General features: G+C 68.2%; 17 protein-coding genes. 8 read left to right on the top strand and 9 right to left on the bottom strand.

The genetic code is table 11. The features are described from left to right. The first annotated feature begins 161 nt into the window (after window positions 1–161). Entirely contained in the window at window positions 162–1,136 is a 975-nt protein-coding gene (locus tag AX730_RS17825; protein ID WP_062358540.1) for an HPP family protein, read from the top strand. Between the two features lie 15 nt (window positions 1,137–1,151). Here AX730_RS17825 and AX730_RS17820 read toward each other — a convergent pair whose 3' ends face one another. Next, the gene (locus AX730_RS17820) at window positions 1,152–1,529 is read right to left on the bottom strand and encodes a hypothetical protein (RefSeq protein ID WP_157074339.1); all 378 of its coding nucleotides are present in this window, start codon (window positions 1,527–1,529) and stop codon (window positions 1,152–1,154) included. Then, window positions 1,529–2,614 carry a DUF2272 domain-containing protein gene (locus AX730_RS17815; protein WP_198147244.1) on the bottom strand — a complete coding sequence of 362 codons (1,086 nt, stop codon included), beginning with the start codon at window positions 2,612–2,614 and terminating at the stop codon, window positions 1,529–1,531. Before AX730_RS17815 ends, AX730_RS17820 begins: the two co-directional genes overlap by 1 nt. Before the next feature lie 118 nt (window positions 2,615–2,732). Here AX730_RS17815 and AX730_RS17810 point away from each other — a divergent pair, with 118 nt between their 5' ends. Beyond that, entirely contained in the window at window positions 2,733–3,710 is a 978-nt protein-coding gene (locus AX730_RS17810; RefSeq protein ID WP_062358538.1) for a polysaccharide deacetylase family protein, read from the top strand. A gap of 218 nt (window positions 3,711–3,928) precedes the next feature. On the opposite strand, the gene AX730_RS17805 is transcribed toward AX730_RS17810, so the two are convergent. Both AX730_RS17805 and AX730_RS17800 read right to left on the bottom strand, forming a co-directional pair. Beyond that, entirely contained in the window at window positions 3,929–4,708 is a 780-nt protein-coding gene (locus tag AX730_RS17805; protein WP_062358537.1) for a LytR/AlgR family response regulator transcription factor, read from the bottom strand. After that, the gene (locus AX730_RS17800) at window positions 4,705–5,811 is read right to left on the bottom strand and encodes a sensor histidine kinase (RefSeq protein WP_062358536.1); all 1,107 of its coding nucleotides are present in this window, start codon (window positions 5,809–5,811) and stop codon (window positions 4,705–4,707) included. The genes AX730_RS17805 and AX730_RS17800 overlap by 4 nt, the downstream gene beginning before the upstream one ends. Window positions 5,812–6,013: 202 nt before the next feature. Here AX730_RS17800 and AX730_RS17795 point away from each other — a divergent pair, with 202 nt between their 5' ends. After that, entirely contained in the window at window positions 6,014–6,412 is a 399-nt protein-coding gene (locus AX730_RS17795; RefSeq protein ID WP_062358535.1) for a hypothetical protein, read from the top strand. A gap of 21 nt (window positions 6,413–6,433) precedes the next feature. Here the strand turns inward: AX730_RS17795 and adhP are convergent, their stop codons facing one another. Next, the gene (gene adhP / locus AX730_RS17790) at window positions 6,434–7,462 is read right to left on the bottom strand and encodes an alcohol dehydrogenase AdhP (protein ID WP_062358534.1); all 1,029 of its coding nucleotides are present in this window, start codon (window positions 7,460–7,462) and stop codon (window positions 6,434–6,436) included. A gap of 187 nt (window positions 7,463–7,649) precedes the next feature. On the opposite strand from adhP, the gene AX730_RS17785 reads away from it, so the two are divergent. Next, a complete protein-coding gene (locus tag AX730_RS17785) occupies window positions 7,650–8,039 on the top strand; it encodes a DUF1801 domain-containing protein (protein WP_062358533.1) in 390 nt (129 codons plus the stop codon). Between the two features lie 76 nt (window positions 8,040–8,115). Here AX730_RS17785 and AX730_RS17780 read toward each other — a convergent pair whose 3' ends face one another. Both AX730_RS17780 and AX730_RS17775 read right to left on the bottom strand, forming a co-directional pair. After that, window positions 8,116–10,809, bottom strand: a complete 2,694-nt coding sequence (locus AX730_RS17780) for a bifunctional diguanylate cyclase/phosphodiesterase (protein ID WP_232310294.1) — start codon at window positions 10,807–10,809, stop codon at window positions 8,116–8,118. A 221-nt stretch (window positions 10,810–11,030) separates the two neighbouring features. Next, window positions 11,031–11,855, bottom strand: coding sequence for a CHAD domain-containing protein (locus tag AX730_RS17775; RefSeq protein ID WP_062358532.1), 825 nt, complete (start codon window positions 11,853–11,855; stop codon window positions 11,031–11,033). 155 nt (window positions 11,856–12,010) lie between these two features. On the opposite strand from AX730_RS17775, the gene AX730_RS17770 reads away from it, so the two are divergent. Then, complete coding sequence (locus AX730_RS17770) at window positions 12,011–12,289, top strand: hypothetical protein (RefSeq protein ID WP_062358531.1); 279 nt, start codon at window positions 12,011–12,013, stop codon at window positions 12,287–12,289. A gap of 87 nt (window positions 12,290–12,376) precedes the next feature. After that, complete coding sequence (locus AX730_RS17765) at window positions 12,377–13,372, top strand: alpha/beta hydrolase family protein (RefSeq protein ID WP_198147243.1); 996 nt, start codon at window positions 12,377–12,379, stop codon at window positions 13,370–13,372. Between the two features lies 1 nt (window position 13,373). Here AX730_RS17765 and AX730_RS17760 read toward each other — a convergent pair whose 3' ends face one another. After that, window positions 13,374–13,724 carry a VOC family protein gene (locus tag AX730_RS17760; RefSeq protein WP_062358530.1) on the bottom strand — a complete coding sequence of 117 codons (351 nt, stop codon included), beginning with the start codon at window positions 13,722–13,724 and terminating at the stop codon, window positions 13,374–13,376. A gap of 17 nt (window positions 13,725–13,741) precedes the next feature. Then, window positions 13,742–14,710: a LysR family transcriptional regulator gene (locus AX730_RS17755; protein ID WP_062358529.1), complete on the bottom strand. Its 969-nt coding sequence runs from the start codon at window positions 14,708–14,710 to the stop codon at window positions 13,742–13,744. Window positions 14,711–14,820: 110 nt separating this feature from the next. Between AX730_RS17755 and aceB the strand changes: the two genes are divergently transcribed. Both aceB and aceA read left to right on the top strand, forming a co-directional pair. Then, window positions 14,821–16,449 carry a malate synthase A gene (gene aceB / locus AX730_RS17750; RefSeq protein ID WP_062358528.1) on the top strand — a complete coding sequence of 543 codons (1,629 nt, stop codon included), beginning with the start codon at window positions 14,821–14,823 and terminating at the stop codon, window positions 16,447–16,449. 42 nt (window positions 16,450–16,491) lie between these two features. Further along, window positions 16,492–17,826, top strand: a complete 1,335-nt coding sequence (gene aceA, locus AX730_RS17745) for an isocitrate lyase (RefSeq protein ID WP_062358527.1) — start codon at window positions 16,492–16,494, stop codon at window positions 17,824–17,826. Window positions 17,827–17,884: the final 58 nt, after the last annotated feature.

Here is a 17,884-nt window from a genome sequence, read left to right as displayed (position 1 = left end):
CGCCGCTGGTGACCGTGCCGCTGGAGATGTGGTTCCGCCGGATCGGATTGCTCAGCGCACGCGTCTGATGTTCCGCGATGGCGGGCCTGGGCCCGCCCTACGTGGCGGAACGGGCGCGGCGTTCGCATAGACTGCGTCGCCTCCTCATTGTTTATCCGCCCATGAGCCCGCCGTCCCGCCTGACCGAGTTGCGCCTGCTGCTGGGCATCGAGCGCAACACCACCCGCCACGGCGAGAAGTGGATCTCCGGCATCGGCGCGCTGCTCGGCATCGTGGCGGTGTACTGGCTGACCCGCTGGACGTTCCCCGAACACGCGGCCGGCGCCGTCGGCGGCGCGCTGATGGTCACCTCGATGGGCGCGTCCGCCGTGCTGCTGTTCGCCGTGCCGCAGGGCGCGCTGTCGCAGCCTTGGGCCGTAGTGGGCGGCCACCTGCTGTCGGCCTTCATCGGCGTGAGCTGCCAGAAGCTGTTTCCCGGCCATGCCTGGACCGCCGCCCTTGCCGTGGGCCTCGCGGTGTTGGGCATGTACTACCTGCGCTGCATCCATCCGCCCGGTGGCGCCACCGCGCTTGCGGCGGTGATCGGCGGTTCGCAGATGCACGCACTCGGCTACGGCTACTTGCTGATGCCGGTGCTGATCAACGTGGTCGCCATCCTGTCCATGGCGATCGCCTTCAACGCGCTGTTCCCGTGGCGCCGCTACCCGGCGCACCTGCACAAGCGCCGCCAACCCATTCCCGCCACGCGACCGGCGGCGCGCCAGTTCGAACTGACGCAGGAAGACTTCTCCGCGGCGATGGAGCAGCTCAACTCCTACGTCGACATCACCACCGAGAACCTCACCGAACTGCTGGAACTCGCCAAGCAACACGCCGAGAAGAACATTATCCATCCGCAGGACATCATCGCGGGGCGCGCTTACAGCAACGGCAAACTGGGCAAGCTGTGGAGTGTGCGTCGCGTGCTGATGCAGGACGAGCTGCCTGCCGATGCCGTCACGGATCGCATCCACTACCGCGTCGTGGCGGGCGAACAAGCCGGCCAATCAGGTGCATGCACCTTGGACGAGTTCCGCCAATGGGCCCGCTTCGACGTCGTGTCGCAGGGCAGTGGGCGCTGGATGAAGGCGCCGTAGTCGGGCGCCCTGACGTCAGGGCGTCTTGCGCAGTACGTGTTCCGCACGCTCGCAGACGACCAGGCCGCCATCCTCGGTGACGGTACCGGTGGCCCGCACGCGGTCGCCGGCCTTCAGCGATTGCAGGTCGTCCGGCGGCGGTGCCTTGCACAGGTTCCAGCGGGCGGGCAGGTGCACGTCGACCTGGCCGTTGTCGGTCGCGATCTTCACCACGGCGCTGCCGTCGTAGGTCCACGGCGTGGTGTCCACGCTGACGAGGGTGCCATCGACCGTCGCCTGCTGTCCGGCTGCCAGCGTGGTGCTGGGCGTCGTCGCGCACGCGCCGAGCAGCAGGGCGAACACGGAGGCCGAGGCGAGGCCGGCAAGCGATGGCATGCGATGGTGCAGGGTCATCAGAGCGATTCCGTGTCGGAGGTCGGGGCGGCAGTGGCGGGGCTCGTCGATTCTGCGGGGCACCTTGGCACACCCGATCCGATGACGCAGTGAATGCAGCACTCGGCCTTCTCCGGCGACTCGCTGCCAGGCGCGTCCTGCGCGGGCGGCAGGTAGCCTGGGAGCTTCGCCAACTGCTCCGGCGCCTTCAGCCGCAGGATCGCCGCCCAGTCCTGGCGATTCATGTTGCACGCCGCCTCGTTGTCGGGCGCGCACAGCGTGCCGTCGCCGATGCGCAGCGGCAGGCCGCCCCAGAACTCGCCGTTGCGGTTCAGCGGCAGCATCCGCATGGTCACGCTCTGCTGCACGTTGCCACCGATGGCGTACGCGGTGCTGTCGTTGTTGGGGTTCACCGCCACCACGATGTCGCAATGCATGTCGAGGGAGCTGCCGCTGCGCAACAGCGGCGCCAGGCCTTCGTGGCCGAACAGGCGGCCGGCCTGGCGCACGTAGCAGATCAGGTCGCCGACCACCGGCTTGGCGTTCGCCACGTCGATGACGTCGAAGGCGTTGGTCGACGGGTTCTGGTACGCCGCCTGCACATAGGTGAAGTGCCGGCCGGAGCCGCGGAAGCCGGGCACCCGCGCCTCGCGCATCACCCACGAGATGAAGGCAGCCGACCACGGCGTGTCCACCACGAAGCCACGGCAGGCTTCGGCCTGTGGCCCGGTCGCCGAGGCATACAGGCAATCGGTCGCGCCGCGACGGTGGCCGATCGCGGCGAGCAGGCCGCTGTCGCGCCAGTAGCGCGCGACGCGCTGCCAGGCGCGGTCGTCGCCGATCGACAGCAGCGACGACTCGGCTTCCATCATCGGCGCGTTCGCCAGCCGGCCGTTGCGGTCGATGAAGGGGCGGTACCACATCAGGTGCTCGCGGCAGGCGACCGCGGCGATACGGGTGGCGACGTCAGAGGGCGCTTGTTGCGACAACTGCGGACAGGCATCGGCCGCACGCGCGGCGAAGGAAGACAGCAGCAGGAGGGGCAGCAACAGCCATGCACGCATCAGGTGGATCCTTCGGAGTTCGTAGTCCTTCCTACGCATCATGCCGCATCGGCAGGACATGGCTCGTCACGTGGTGTGAAGGTATGGAAATGGTCGCGCGGTTGCCGATGATCGCGTGTGCTGGCTAAGCTCGGGTTCCCTCCGCCTGCGGTTCCTGCTGATGCGACCTGTCCATCGTGCGCTGTCTGCACTGCTCCTGCTGGCGGTGTCCGTGGTGGCGCACGCGTCCGGTCCCGACCGCCGCATCGCCATCACCATCGACGACCTGCCCTGGCAGCGGATGGACAGGACGCCACCGGCGGAACTTGCCTCGCGCCACGCGCAGCTCATGGCGCAGCTGAAGCAGGCCGGCGTGCCGGTGGTGGGCTTCGTCAACGAGGGCAAGCTGGAGGTCGACGGGCAGGTGCAGCCGTCGCGCGTGGCGATGCTGCGCGACTGGCTGGACGCGGGCCACGAACTGGGCAACCACACGCACGGCCATCTCGATGTCCATGCCGTGGGACTGCCGGCGTTCCAGCAGGACATCCTCGATGGCGAGCGCGTGTTGCGGCCGCTGCTGGCGGAACGCGGACAGGTGCCGCGCTGGTTCCGCCATCCCTACCTGCGCGCCGGCCGTACGCCGGAGGACCGCGCCACACTGTCCGCCTTCCTCGGTGGGCACGGTTACCGGATCGCGCCGGTGACCGTCGACAACGGCGAATGGGTCTGGGCGTTCGCCTACGCCAACATGCTCGACGGCCAGCCCGACACGCCCGAACGCGACGCCACGCTGGAGCGGCTGCGGCGCGGCTATATCCCGTACATGCTCAACAAGGTCGACTACTACGAAGCGCAGTCGCAGGCGTTGCTGGGTTATGCGCTGCCGCAGGTGTGGCTGCTGCACGCCAACGAACTCAATGCCGTCGCCTACGCGGCGCTGGTCGCGGGCGTGCAGCGGCGCGGCTACCGCGTGGTGACGCTGGATGAGGCGCTGCGCGATCCCGCGTACGCGCGTGGCGAGGACGGTTACAACGGCCGCTATGGTCCCAGCTGGCTGCACCGCTGGGCGATGGCGGAGAAGCAACCGAAGGACTTCTACGCCGGCGAGCCGGTGGTGCCGGGATGGGTGCTGGCACTGGCCGGGGTGGAGTCGGAATAGCTGGCCGGCCGCGGGGTTTCCGCGTTGGTCCTGGTGGACCTGAGTGCAGACCAGGTAGGACGCACGTCAATCCTGCCGGAAATATACGCGTGCAGCAGAAGGTGGGCCTGTCGATCCAGCGGACGCACCGGGTGGACGTGGTTGTCGAACGGCCCGACGAGCACACCATGGTCGCAAGCGGCACGCGTGATCGACCACGATGCGCAGGACACGCCCGGCTAACCGTCGCGCCGCAACGTCGCCAGTTTCAGGAACGCCTCGTGCTGGTAGCGGCTCATGCGCAGCTGCTGGCCGGTATCCATGGTCACCACGTGGTAGCCGTTGAACCACGGGTGGATGTCCTTGACCCGGCGGATGTTGATGATCGCCGAACGATGCACGCGGGCGAAGCGGCGCGGATCGAGGCGTGCGGCCAGCGCGGACATCGTGTCGCGCAGTTCATGCACGCGGTCGGCCAGGTGCAGGCGCACCGTGTTGCCGCTGGCCTTGATCCAGACGATGTCGTCCACGTCGACCAGCACCACGCGCTCGTCCTCGCGCACCGGCAGCCGTTCCAGGTAGGCATCGCGCTGCTGCAGCGACGCCAGCGCCTGCATGATGCGCGCGGTCGTGTCCGCGTCGGCACCGCGTGCGCTGGCCAGCCGCTGCTTCGCCCGGCGCAGCGTTTCGGTGAAGCGGTCGCGGCTGAACGGCTTCACCAGGTAGTCGACCGCGTTCGCCTCGAACGCGCGCACGGCGAACTGCTCGTAGGCGGTGACGAAGATGGTCGCCGGCATGCGTGCCGCGCCGATCGTCGCCACCACGTCCAGGCCGGTGATGGCCGGCATCTGGATGTCGAGGAACACCAGGTCCGGCGACCGGTCGCGGATCGCGGCCACCGCGGACACGCCATCGCCGCATTCGCCGACGACCTCGATGTCCGGATCCTCGCGCAACAGCCGGAGCACCGCGTGGCGCGCGATCGGTTCGTCATCGACGACCAGCGCGGTGAGGCTCATGCGGGCGCGTGCTCCGGCAGCACGTCGTCGTCCAGTTTGTGGAACGGGAGGCGCAGCCGGCAGGCGACGCCGCGCGGGACGATCAGGTCCAGCCGCAGGCTGGCGTCGTCGCCATAGAGTTCGCGCATGCGCATCCGCGTATTCGACAGGCCGATGCCGTGGCCGCCGGCGTGGCCGCCCTCGTCCAGCGTGCTGTTGAAGTTGCGCACATCGATGCACAGTACGCCGCCCTCGCGCCGGCAGTCGATCTCGACGCAGTCGTCGCCGACGTGCTGGCCGATGCCGTAGCGGATCGCATTCTCCACGAGCGGCTGCAGCACCAGGCTGGGTACGGCCGCGTCCAGTACGTCCGGGGCGACATGGATGCGCGTGGTGAGCCGGTCCTTGAAGCGATGCCGCTGGATGCCGAGATACAGCTCGAGCAGTTCCAGCTCGCGCCGCAGCGGGATCTCCTGGCCGTCGTAGTCCTCCAGAAACGCGCGCAGCAGTTCGCTCAGCCGCAGCAGCATGTCTTCGGCGGACAGCTTGTCTTCGTCCAGCAGGGTGACGATGGCGTGCAGCGTGTTGAACAGGAAGTGCGGTTGCAGTTGCGTCTTCAGCACCTGCAGTCGCGACTGCGCGAGCTCGGTCGCCATCCGGCTGGCTTCGAGTTCGCGCCGCGCCTTCTCGGCATGGAAGTGGATGGCCTGCTGGATGGCGAACAGCAACCAGTAGGTCAGCAGGCCGATGGCGAAGTGCTGTTCCAGGAAGTAGCCGAGCTGTTCGAAAAAGCCGCTGGGCTCGAACAGCGTGGAGACCAGCGCGCCCATCATCATCGCGACGAAGGTCGTGCACAGGCTGGCCACCAGCTGCTTGCCCAGCCCGCGCAAGCGCAGCGGGCTGCTCACCGGATACCGTTCGGCCAGGCGGAACACGAGCGGCGCAAGCGCCGCCCACGTGTACCACTGGATCAACGACCAGCGGACCAGATCCCACAACGGCCAGTTGGGACGGTGCAGGCCGTTGTTGAGCTTCGTCTGCAGGGTGAACAACAGCGCGACCGCCGTCCACAAGGCCAGGTAGCGGACCAGGCCGATCTCGGTATTGCCCAGGCGGATCTTCATGCGGAACTCCCAATCGGCGTCCGCATCGTAGGGCGGTGTGGGGGCGACGGAAAGGCGCGAAGGGCACGGACGACGATTCGTCACGACGGCACGACGATTCGTCACGAATCCGTTGTGGCCTTCTCCGGTCAGGCGCGAGATGCGGTCGCCACGGTACGCGCGCCGCGCATCCGATGGCCCCTATCCCACCGGAGACCACGCCATGCGCCGCCTGTCCGCCCTCGTCCTGCTTGCCGCATCCATGACCGCCTTCACCGCTGTCGCCGGTGAACGTACCCACTACCTGGACCTGATCAACCGTGCGCACGACCGGATCGTCTCGGTCGCCGCGACGCCCGCCGGCGGCACGGTGTGGAACGAAGTGCTGCGCGATGCCGCCGTGCCGGGCGGTGGCGGTGCCGTCACCGTGCAGGTCGCGGGCGGGCAATGCGTCCACGACGTGAGAGTGGAATTCGCCAATGGCCGCAGCGCGCTGTACCCGGCCATCGACCTGTGCCGTCATCGCGGCCTGCGCATCCAGCCGCTGCCGGCAGGCCGCGGAAAGGCGATGATGGCGGTGCAGCAGGCGTCTCCTGCCTACACATCGCCGGCAGGAGACTGAAGGGTCATGCCGGCATGGCGGTCAGGCGGCGAAGTCCAGCACGATGCGGCCTTCGATGGCGCCGGCCCGCATGCGGTCGAACACCTCGTTGATGTTCTCCAGCCGGTCGGTCGCCACGGTGGCGGCCACCTTGCCCATCGCCGCGAAGTCGAGCGATTCCTGCAGGTCCAGCCGCGTGCCGACGATGGAGCCGCGCACGGTGATCCCGTTGAGCACCATGCCGAAGATGTCGAGCGGGAACTGTCCCGGCGGCAGGCCGTTGAGCGACACGGTGCCGCCACGGCGCACCATGCCGATGGCCTGCTCGAACGCCTTCGGCGACACCGCGGTCACCAGGGCGCCGTGCGCGCCGCCGATCTCCTTCTTCAGGTAGGCGACCGGGTCGGTGGTCTTCGCGTTGACGGCGACCGTCGCGCCGAGGCGGCGGGCGAGATCGAGCTTGGTATCGTCGACGTCCACCGCGGCCACGTTCAGGCCCATCGCCTTGGCGTACTGCACGGCCATGTGGCCGAGGCCGCCGATGCCGGAGATCACCACCCAGTCGCCGGGCTGGGTGTCGGTGACTTTCAATCCCTTGTAGACGGTGACGCCGGCGCAGAGGATCGGTGCGATCTCGACGAAGCCGATGGTCTTCGGCAGGTGGCCGACGTAGCCGGCATTGGCCAGCGCGTACTCGGCGAAACCGCCGTTGATCGAGTAGCCGGTGTTCTGCTGCGTCTCGCACAGCGTTTCCCAGCCGCCCAGGCAGTGCTCGCAATAACCGCAGGCCGAGTACAGCCACGGGATGCCGACCCGGTCGCCTTCCTTCACGTGGGTGACGCCGGCACCGACGGCGACGACATGGCCGACGCCTTCGTGCCCGGGGATGAAGGGCGGGTTGGGCTTGACCGGCCAGTCGCCCTCGGCCGCATGCAGGTCGGTGTGGCAGACGCCGCAGGCCTCGATCTTCACCAGCAGGTCGCCCGCCGCCGGGCGCGGCACCGGTACCTCTTCGATCGCCAGCGGCTTGCCGAACGCCCGCACGACGGCGGCTTTCATGGTGCTGTCCATTCCATGCTCCTGTGAGTAGCTGATGGAGATCCACCGTACGGCGAACGGATGAGCGGCACGTTGATCCTGATCAACGCCACACCGGTGCGGGCGGATGCCCGTCGGTGAGCGGGGTGGTGATGACAGCCTTGTGCGGGTAAGTTCGCGACAACGCCGGCCGGCGCGTGGACGGGAGCAGCGCGATACCATGGGCACATCCACGCCGCTGACCGAAGTGGATACGTTCCTGAAGGCGCTGGCGCATCCGCAGGAACCGACCATCCGTCGCCTGCGCGCGATGGTCCTCGCCGCTGACCCGCGCATCGGCGAAGGCATCAAGTGGAACGCGCCGAGCTTTCATCTGGAGGAGCGACATTTCGCGACGATGCAGTTGCGGCGCACGGATCGCGTGCTGCTCGTGCTGCATCTGGGCGCGACCAAGCGCGCGATACCGAAGGGCGCGATCACCGATGCGGAGAAGCGGCTGACGTGGTTGGGCGCGGACCGCGCGACCTGGTCCGCCAGCGGCGTGCATGACGTGGATGCGCATGCGGCTGCGTTGCAGCTGCTGCTGCGGCAATGGATGGCGCACGCCTGACTTAGGCGCGGCGCGTCAGCGGCCGCCGCGGGTGAAGATCGGTTGGCGCTCGATGCGACCGATGCGGGTCACGGCCTCAGCGCACCACCGCCAGCCGACGTGCAGGCGGCTCGTCGCGCTGGAACAGCACGCGCTCGGGACGATGCAACGCAAACCCCTGGCCGTAGTCCACGCCCAGCGAACGCAGGGCGTCGCAGATCTTCGGGCTGGCGACCCATTCGGCCACCACTTTCAAACCACGCTGGTGGCCGATCTGCGCGATGGCGCTGACGATGGTGCGGCTCATCGGGTCGGTCTCGAGATCGCGGATGAAGCTGCCGTCGATCTTGATGAGGTCCGCCGGCAGGTTCTTCAGGTAGCCGAAGGACGACATGCCGGCGCCGAAGTCGTCGAGCGCGATGCGGCAGCCCACGCGGCGCAGGCGCTCGATCACGCCGACCACCTTCAGCAGGTTGCGCACGGCGACGGTCTCGGTGATCTCGAAGCACAGTGCGTGCGGCGGCACCGCGTACTCGGTGATGCGGGCGAGGATGAAGTCGGCCAGGCCCTCGTCTTCGATGCTGGCACCGGACAGGTTGATCGCGCAGGTCCCCAGGCGCATGCCCGCATGGTGCAGCTCGCCGAAGTGCGCCAGTGCGTTGCGGATCACCCAGCGGTCGATCGCCGGCATCAGGCCGTAGCGCTCCGCGGCGGGCAGGAACGCGCCCGGCAGCACGATGCCGCCATCCTCGTCGCGCAGCCGCAGCAGCAGTTCGATGCTGGTGGCGGTGTCGCGGCCGTCGAGCGGCACGATCTCCTGGTAGTCCAGCAGCAGGCGGTCCTGCTCCATCGCCCAGCGCAGGCGGTTGGCCCATTCCATCTCGCCGTGCCGGCGCGTGGTCTCGTTGTCCTCGCGGTACATGTGCACGCGGTTGCGACCGTTCTCCTTGGCCAGGTAGCAGGCGGTGTCGGCCCACGCCAGCAGGTCCTTCAGTGTCGGCTCCTGCTGGTCGACCACCACCACGCCGATGCTGGCGCTGACCGTGTAGGTGCGGTCCTGCCAGACGAACATCAGCGCCTCGATGCGTTCGCGCAGGCGCTCGGCCAGCGCACGCGCGCCTTCGGCGTCCACATGGAAGGCCATCAGGCCGAACTCGTCGCCGCCCAGCCGCGCCAGTACGTCGCCGCCGCGCAGCTGCTGGCGCATCGCCAGCGCGAGCTGCGCGAGCAGCTGGTCGCCGGCCATGTGGCCGGAGACGTCGTTGATCAGCTTGAACTGGTCCAGGTCGATATAGAGCAGCGCGCACGGGTCGCACACGGCGCGCCCCTTGCGTTCGTCGAGCGCCTCCTCGACGCGGCGCTCGAATTCGCGCCGGTTGCACAGCTCGGTCAGTGCATCGTGCGTGGCCTGGTAGCTCAGGCGTTCGGTGAGTTCGCGCTGCTCGGAGATATCCGTCGCGACCATCAGCAGATGCGCCGAGCCGTCCATGTCGACTTGCGCGATCGAGGCGCTTGCCCAGAACGCGCCACCGCCCGGGCTCAACAGCACCGCTTCCAGGTTGCCCCAGTCGTTGCCGATGGCGGCGGCATCACGGGCACGCGCCTGCAGTTGCGGATCCGAGAACAGCGCCGACAGCGGCAGTCCCGTCGGGTCGCCCAGGCGCAGCCGCGCCGCCTGGTTGACGTAGACGATGCGGCCGTCGCGCGCGTCGGCGAGCAGCACCAGCGCGGGCAGCAGTTCGTTGAGCGCACGGAAGCGCAGTTCGCTCTCGCGGTAACGCTGGCTCATCTGCTGGCCCAGCGCCACGGCGCGCCGCCGGGTGGTCGTCAACGACCATGCGAGGGCCGCCAGCAGCAGGCTGATCACGCCGCCGCCGGCCAGGATGGCCTGCAGGCGCCCGGTATCCAGCGGCTGCGGGCGTGGCTGCATCTCGATGCGCCACTGCCGGCCACCAAAGTCCACGCGTCGCTGTTGCCGGGGCAGGTCGGTGGCCGTGGCCGTGGCTGAATCGTAGAACGGATGCGCATCTGCGGTCGCGTCGTAGAGCAGCACCCGGAAGCCGTCCAGCACCTTGCCGCCCATGGCGGTTTCGACCAAGGGCTGCAGGCGGATGCCGATGGCCAGCGCCCCGAGTTCACGCGCACGCCGCTGATTGGGCGTGGTGGGCGTGGGGCCGTCGGAGTACACCGGCAGGCGCAGCGTCACGCCGAGCGGGTTCTGTCCGGCAGGCGTGCTCTGGCGCAGGGCGAAGGGTGCGGAAATCACCACCGAGTCCGTGTCGCGGGCGCGCATCAGCGCCGCCAGGTTCGCCTTCTGCCCGACCATGTCGAAGCCGATCAGCGATGCATTCGCCTGGTAGGGCGCAACGAATTCGTAGCGGTACGAGACCTGGTCGGCCAGCGGCTGCCCGGCAGGCAGGCGGCGGGCGAAGGCCACCGAGGTGTACGCGCCCGAGGCGAGTGGACTGCGCAGGCTGGTGTGGTACTGGCTGAAGCGCGCCTGGTCCATCTGGTCGTTGGCCAGGTACACGGTCTGCATGGCGCGCAGCATGGAGGCGGCCTCTTCCAGCGGCACACGCAACTGGGAGGCACCGGCATCGGCCAGTGCGCTGCGTGCGTCTTCCGCGCGCTGCTGCAGGTCGCGCCATTCGCGCTGGGCCACGATCCCGGTACACGCCAGTCCCAACAGCAGGACAGCCGCCGCCCACGCCAGCGGCGGCAGGCCGACGCGACGGGCGGGCGGGGCCGGCGGCGCCAGGGCGTCACCGGAACGTGCGGGGGTGGAATCCACCTGTGGGCCTTGATCCTGCGTAGGGAGGGCGGTTGGTCCGGGCCGCTCCCTCGGGGAAGCAGGCTTCGTGCCAAACCGGCGGCATGCCGGAACACCGGATCCACGGACGTTCCGGCGGCGCGCATGTTCCGCGCGCTGTCCGGACAGACCGTATGCGTCACTATCGGCCCATGCGGCGTGTTCTTGATGTGCACGCCCGGTGCATCCCGGGCTAAACGCGTTCAGCCCAACGGCTGGATATGCACCGGCTTTGCCTTGCGGGACGGTGCAGTGGTCCGCATGGCGTGGCCCTGGGTCTGTTCCACCGCGTCCAGTGCCTGCCGCAGCAGTGCGAGGTCCTGCAGCACGCCCAACTGGTCGACCAGCCTGCCGATGTGGCGCAGCGGATGGGTAGCGCCGTGGTCGCCGCGAGGGAGTCGCACGTGCAGCGTGTGCAACGCGGACACCTGCATGCGCAACCGCCGCGATCGCCGGCGCCAGTCATGCAGGTCGTCGACGTGTCCGGACGCCAGCGCGTCCGCTTGCGCCTGTGCCTGGCGCTGCATCGAGCGCGCCAGCCGCAGGCGCAGGCCTTCGTCGTGGAGCCGTCGCCAGGGAAGCTGTTGCACCTGTTCGGCCAACCGGTGTGCGTGGGCCTGCCGGCGCATGAAGCCGGGATCGTCGCGCAGCGCGTCGGCGAGCTGATGGTGCTGGCGCGTGGCCAGCAGGGGCAGCAACGCCTCCCAGCTGGCGGCTTCGTCCGCATCCTCGGCATCGCGTACGAGCTGTCGCGCGGTATCCAGCACAACCTCGCCGTCGCGCAACGTGGAGAGGCCCTTGGCCAGCGCGCGAAGCTCATGGTCGATCGCATCGACGCCCTCCTTGCCCAGGGCGCGACGACCGAGCGCCAGCAGCGAACGCAGTCGGCGGATGCACTTGCGCGCTTCGTGCACACCCACCGGATCGGCGGGCGCGATGGCCAATGCGGCGGCCAGTCCGCGCGCATCGTCGGCGGCCAGCGCAGCGGCACGTTGGCCGGTGCGGCGAGAGGCGGTACGGGGGCTCATCGGCAGCGGCCAGGGTGGGGAGCACAGTCTAGTGGCGTGTCGCCTGGAAGCCGCTCGCCGCAGCGGCTGAACGCCTGCCGCTCGTCGGCCGCGCGCCCACTTGGCGATACGGATCAAAAAAGGTATAAATCGTTTATACGATTCTTGGGTGCGCCGTGGCCAAGCTCCGGAAGACGCGTGAACCAGGCGGTGCCGACGCGGCCGGAGAAGCGGTGCCGGGCAAGCTGGTCCGCGACAGCTTCACCATGCCGGCGGACGATTTCGCGCTGGTCGATGTGTTGAAAGGCCGTGCACTGCAGATGCAGCGTCCTGCGAAGAAAAGCGAGTTGCTGCGCGCCGGCCTGCAGGCGTTGTCCGCGCTGTCGCCGCAGGCGCTGGCGAAGGCGCTGGATGCGCTGGCGCCGGTCAAGGCCGGGCGTCCGAAGAAGAAGTAGATGGCCGCCTGCGGGCGGCACGCCGTGTGGTTGTGAGCCTGCGTTGCCGCCGCGCGCGGGATATTCCTGTCCTGGATGCAGTTGCCGATGAACGTTGCCGCCTTTCTCCGCCGCCATCGCGTGGCGGTCGTGCTGTCCCTGGTGTTGTTGGCGCCGATGCTGGTGGCGTCATCGCACGTGCACGTGCGCAGCGATGGCGGCATCGGGATGCAGGCGGGCTACCGCGTGCAGGACCTGGACTGGGTGGATCCGGCGCGTGGCCGCGCGGTGCCGGTGAAGCTGTTCTGGCCGGACGCGGCGCGCACCGGCAAGGTGCCGCTGGTGGTGTTCTCGCACGGCATCGGCAGTGCGCGCGACGGCTACACCTATTTGGGCGATTACTGGGCGAAGCACGGCATCGCCAGCATCCACGTGCAGCACGTCGGCAGCGACCGCGCGCTGTGGCAGGGCAATCCGCTGACGCTGGTGTCGCGTTTCCAGCAGGCCACCAGTGACGACGAAGCCGTCGCCCGCGTGCGCGACCAGCGCTTCGCGCTCGACCAGGTGCTGGCTGGCGAGTGGGGTGCGCGCGTCGATCGTGCGCGCATCGTGGCCGCCGGACATTCCTACGGCGCCAACACCACGCTGATGTCGGCGGGTGCGCGGGTGGTGCGCGACGGCAAGGTGATCGAACTGCGCGATCCCCGCTTCAGCGCCGCCATCGTGATCTCCGCGCCGCCGTTCTACGGCGACGACGATTTCCGTCCGATCCTCGCCGGCATCACCATTCCCACGCTGCACGTCACCACGGCCGACGACATCATCCGCATCCCGGGCTTCGGGTCGGGCGTGGATGACCGGTTGAAGGTGTTCGACGCCATCGGCGGCGCGCACAAGGTGCTGGCGGTCTACCGCCACGGCACGCACAACGTGTTCACCGATCGTCGCTATTTCGATTCGCTCGAAGTCAGCGAGCAGGTCAAGCACGCGACCGAGTCGTTGTCGCTGGCGTTCATCGACACCGCCTACGGCGGCTCGGCAGTCGAACTCGCGCAGTGGCAATCGGGCCACCGCGCGCTGCTCGCGCGCTACGACGCGCGCTGACTCAGGTCGTCGACCAGACCGCGAGTTCGTAGCCGTCCGGGTCGGTGAACTGGAAGCGGCGGCCACCGGGGAACGCGAAGATCGGTTTGGTGATGCGCGCACCCGCGGCCTTGACCTTCGCCAGGCTGTCCTCCAGCGCGGCCGAATACAGCACCACCAGTGCGCCGCCCGGTTGTGGCGCGCCGTGCGCGAAGCCGCCGGTCAGGCGACCGTCGCGGAATTCGCAGTAGTCCGGGCCGTAGTCCTGGAACGTCCAGCCGAACGCGTCGCCGTAGAAGGCTTTCGCGGCGGCGATGGAAGCGACGTTGAATTCGAGGTAGTCGATGCGGTGGTGCTGTTCGGCAGTGCTCATGGATGTCTCGTGCGTGCTCAGCGTTCGGAATGCCCGCTCTCATCGTAATCGCGGCGCTCGAACAGATGGGGCTGGATCAGTTCGATGAAGGCGCGTGCCTGCGGCGACAGGAACTTGCCCTTGCGCACCACCACGCCGTAGCTGCGCGACGGAAACCATTGCGCCAGCGAGCGCGCGGCCAGGCGATCACGGTCGCTGTCGGTCAGGCAGATCGAGGTGATGATCGAGATGCCCATGCCCATGCTGACGTACTGCTTGATCACCTCCCAGCCGCCGACTTCCAGCGCGACGGTGTAGGGCACGCGCGCCTGCTGGAACACCAGGTCGACCAGCCGGTAGGTCACCAGCCGCTTCGGCGGCAGGATCAGCGCATGCGGCGACAGGTCTTCCAGCCGCAGGTCGCGCTTCTTCACCAGGGGATGATCCGGCGGCGTGATCAGCATCGGTTCGAAGCGGTAGACCGGCGCGTAGCTGAGGTCGGCCGGCACGTCGAGCACCGAGCCCACCGCCAGGTCCACCGCGTCCGAGCGCAACAGGTCGGTGCCATCGGCGCTGGCCGCGTTGTGCAGGGTCAGCTTCACGTCCGGGTGTTGCTGGCGGAAGTGCTCCACGATCTTCGGCAGCAGGTACAGGATGGTCGAACTGTTGGCGGCTACGTTCAGTTCGCCAGCTTCCAGCCCGCTGACCTTCTCGCGGAAGGTCGCGTCCAGCCCGTCCAGCCCCGCCACCAGCGGCTGCGCCAGCTCATACAACACTTGGCCCTCGCGGCTGGGGGTCAACCGACGCCCGCTGCGCTCGAACAGCGTGATCCCCAACTCCCGTTCCAGCGCCTGCAACTGCAGGGTGATGGCCGGCTGGCTGACGAAAAGTGCCTCGGCTGCCCGCGAGACCGACCCCAGCCGCACCGTCTGGCAGAAGGCGCGCAGCGGCTTCAGGCGGTCCGATTTGTAAGGAAATCTAGGAGTTGGCGCTTCTTTAGAGCTCACGATCTAGTCAACTATAAGCAAGGCTTATTTAGTGCATTGACAAAACTGTTTTGTCAAATAATTCAGATCGGGAGCACTGTGCGTCTCCAGCAAGACGCCAGGAGACCCCCATGTCCGCTACCGCTTTCGCCCTGCCGCGCGATGCCCGCGCCGACCGTCCCACCCCCGGCATTGCCCTGACCGCCAGCCTAGCGGACCAGGACGCACTGCTGCCGCCGGGCGCATTGGCGCTGTTGGTCTCGCTGCACCGTGCGATCGAACCGGAGCGCCAAGCCCGGCTGCGGGCCCGCCGTGAACGCCAGGCGTTCTTCGACGCCGGCGGCCTGCCCGACTTCCGCACCGACACCCGCACGATCCGTGACAGCGATTGGGCGGTGGCGCCGGTGCCGACCGCATTGCAGGACCGCCGCGTCGAGATCACCGGCCCGGTCGATCCGAAGATGGTCATCAACGCGCTGAACTCCGGCGCGAAGGTGTTCATGGCGGACTTCGAGGATTCCACCTCGCCGACCTGGCAGAACCTGCTGACCGGCCAGCGCGCGCTGACCGACGCCGTGCGCGGCGACCTGCAGTTCACCAGCGAGAACGGCAAGCACTACACGCTGAAGCCGCAGGAGGAGCAGGCCGTGCTGCTGGTGCGTCCGCGCGGTTGGCACCTGGACGAGAAGCACGTGCTGATCGACGGCGCGCCGATCGCCGGTGGCCTGTTCGACGTCGCCGTGTTCGCGTGGCACAACGCCCGCGCGCTGCAGGCGAAGGACCGCGGCCCGTACTTCTACCTGCCCAAGCTGCAGAGCATGGAAGAAGCCGCGCTGTGGGAGACCGCGCTGTCGCACATCGAGGCGGCGCTGGGCCTGCCGCACGGACAGATGAAGGTCACCGTGCTGATCGAGACGCTGCCGGCGGTGTTCGAGATGCACGAGATCCTGCACGCGCTGCGCGAGCGCATCGTCGGCCTGAACTGCGGCCGCTGGGACTACATCTTTTCCTACCTGAAGACCTTCCGTAGCCACGCCGACAAGGTGTTGCCGGAGCGCGGCCAGGTGACGATGACGCAGCCGTTCCTGAAGGCCTATTCGGAACTGCTGATCCAGACCTGCCACCGCCGCGGCGCGCATGCGATGGGCGGCATGGCCGCACAGATCCCGATCAACAACGACGAAGCCGCGAACGAACAGGCGCTGGCGCGCGTGCGCGCCGACAAGCTGCGCGAAGTCACCGCCGGCCATGACGGCACCTGGGTCGCGCATCCGGCGCTGATCCCGGTGGCGAAGGCGATCTTCGACGAGCACATGCCGCAAACCAACCAGCGCGGCGTGCTGCGCGAAGACGTGGCGGTCACGCGCGACGACCTGATCCGCCCGTCGACCGGCACCATCACCCGCGCCGGTTTCGAAGGCAACGTGGAAGTCTGCGTGCGCTATCTGGCCGCGTGGCTGGATGGCAGCGGCTGCGTGCCGATCCACTGGCTGATGGAAGACGCCGCCACCGCCGAGATCTCGCGCACGCAGATCTGGCAGTGGCTGCACACGCCGGACGTGCACCTGTGCGACGGCACCCAGATCGACTACGCGCTGCTGCAGCGCACGCTGGCCGCGCTGCCGGCGAAGCTGGGCGATCACTCGCGCCTGCCGGGCGGCGAACGCATCTCCGAAGCCATCGCCCTGCTCGACCACCTGAGCCGCGCCGACGACCTGGCTGACTTCCTGACCCTGCCCGCCTACGACCGCATCGACTGATTCGCCCCCGCCACGACACCCCACGACGAAAGAGAGCCCGCCATGAGCACCAAACAACAGCAGATCGATGCCATCCAGCAAGACTGGGACCGCAATCCGCGCTGGACCGGCGTGAAGCGCGACTACGCCGCCGCGGATGTCGTCCGCCTGCGCGGCAGCCTGCAGCCGGAACACACCCTGGCCAAGCGCGGCGCGGAGAAGCTGTGGAAGCTCGTCAACGGTGAAGCGAAGAAGGGCTACGTCAACGCGTTCGGTGCGATCAGCGCCGGCCAGGCGATGCAGCAGGCCAAGGCTGGCCTGGAAGCCGTCTACCTGTCCGGCTGGCAGGTCGCCGCCGATGGCAACACGTCCGAGACCATGTACCCGGACCAGTCGCTGTATGCGTACGACTCGGTGCCGACCATGGTCCGCCGCATCAACAACACCTTCCAGCGCGCCGACGAGATCCAGTGGAAGAACCTCTGCGACGGCAAGGCGAACGAGGCCGACGCGATCGACTTCTTCCTGCCGATCGTCGCCGACGGCGAGGCCGGCTTCGGCGGCGTGCTGAACGCCTACGAGCTGATGAAGAACATGATCATCGCCGGCGCCGCGGGCGTGCACTTCGAAGACCAGCTGGCCGCGGTGAAGAAGTGCGGCCACATGGGCGGCAAGGTGCTGGTGCCGACGCAGGAAGCGGTGCAGAAGCTGCAGGCCGCGCGCCTGGCCGCCGACGTGCTGGGCGTGCCGACCATCGTGCTGGCGCGCACCGACGCCGAAGCCGCCAACCTGCTGACGTCGGACTTCGACGCCAACGATCAGCCGTTCGTCACCGGCCAGCGCACGCCGGAAGGCTTCTACCGGGTGAAGAACGGCCTGGAGCAGGCGATCAGCCGCGGCGTCGCGTACGCGCCGTACGCCGACCTGGTGTGGTGCGAGACCGGCACGCCGGACATCGGCTTTGCCCGCGAGTTCGCGCAGGCCGTGCATGCCAAGCATCCGGGCAAGCTGCTGTCGTACAACTGCTCGCCCAGCTTCAACTGGAAGAAGAACCTGGACGATGCACAGATCGCCCGCTTCCAGGACGAGCTGTCGGCGCTGGGCTACAAGTACCAGTTCATCACCCTGGCCGGCATCCACATCAACTGGTTCAACACCTTCAAGTTCGCCCACGACTACGCCCGCGGCGAAGGCATGAAGCACTACGTCGAGCAGGTGCAGGAAGCCGAGTTCGCCGCCCGCGACAAGGGCTATACCTTCGTGTCGCACCAGCAGGAAGTGGGCGCCGGCTATTTCGACGACGTCACTACCGTCATCCAGGGCGGCAGCTCGAGCGTCACCGCGCTGAAGGGCTCGACCGAGGAAGAGCAGTTCTACGAGAAGGAAAAGGCGGCCTGACCGCCTATTGAAAGAACGCATCAAGAGAAACGCCGGCGTGCGCCGGCGTTTCTTCTTT

It is taken from the genome of Pseudoxanthomonas mexicana (assembly GCF_001556105.1).
In the GTDB taxonomy this organism is placed as follows: domain Bacteria; phylum Pseudomonadota; class Gammaproteobacteria; order Xanthomonadales; family Xanthomonadaceae; genus Pseudoxanthomonas_A; species Pseudoxanthomonas_A mexicana_A.
The sequence above is the reverse complement of the archived record's forward strand: the minus strand, read 5'-3'. Positions and strand labels throughout refer to the sequence as shown.

Bases quoted from the DNA above. Each gene is read 5' to 3' on its own strand.
- AX730_RS17815 (WP_198147244.1), bottom strand. From the start codon at position 2,614: ATGATGCGTAGGAAGGACTACGAACTCCGAAGGATCCACCTGATGCGT.
- AX730_RS17785 (WP_062358533.1), top strand. From the start codon at position 7,650: ATGGGCACATCCACGCCGCTGACCGAAGTGGATACGTTCCTGAAGGCG.
- AX730_RS17765 (WP_198147243.1), top strand. From the start codon at position 12,377: ATGAACGTTGCCGCCTTTCTCCGCCGCCATCGCGTGGCGGTCGTGCTG.
- AX730_RS17775 (WP_062358532.1), bottom strand. From the start codon at position 11,855: ATGAGCCCCCGTACCGCCTCTCGCCGCACCGGCCAACGTGCCGCTGCG.
- AX730_RS17820 (WP_157074339.1), bottom strand. From the start codon at position 1,529: ATGACCCTGCACCATCGCATGCCATCGCTTGCCGGCCTCGCCTCGGCC.
- AX730_RS17825 (WP_062358540.1), top strand. From the start codon at position 162: ATGAGCCCGCCGTCCCGCCTGACCGAGTTGCGCCTGCTGCTGGGCATC.
- AX730_RS17810 (WP_062358538.1), top strand. From the start codon at position 2,733: ATGCGACCTGTCCATCGTGCGCTGTCTGCACTGCTCCTGCTGGCGGTG.
- adhP (WP_062358534.1), bottom strand. From the start codon at position 7,462: ATGGACAGCACCATGAAAGCCGCCGTCGTGCGGGCGTTCGGCAAGCCG.
- AX730_RS17795 (WP_062358535.1), top strand. From the start codon at position 6,014: ATGCGCCGCCTGTCCGCCCTCGTCCTGCTTGCCGCATCCATGACCGCC.
- AX730_RS17805 (WP_062358537.1), bottom strand. From the start codon at position 4,708: ATGAGCCTCACCGCGCTGGTCGTCGATGACGAACCGATCGCGCGCCAC.
- AX730_RS17760 (WP_062358530.1), bottom strand. From the start codon at position 13,724: ATGAGCACTGCCGAACAGCACCACCGCATCGACTACCTCGAATTCAAC.
- aceA (WP_062358527.1), top strand. From the start codon at position 16,492: ATGAGCACCAAACAACAGCAGATCGATGCCATCCAGCAAGACTGGGAC.
- AX730_RS17800 (WP_062358536.1), bottom strand. From the start codon at position 5,811: ATGAAGATCCGCCTGGGCAATACCGAGATCGGCCTGGTCCGCTACCTG.
- aceB (WP_062358528.1), top strand. From the start codon at position 14,821: ATGTCCGCTACCGCTTTCGCCCTGCCGCGCGATGCCCGCGCCGACCGT.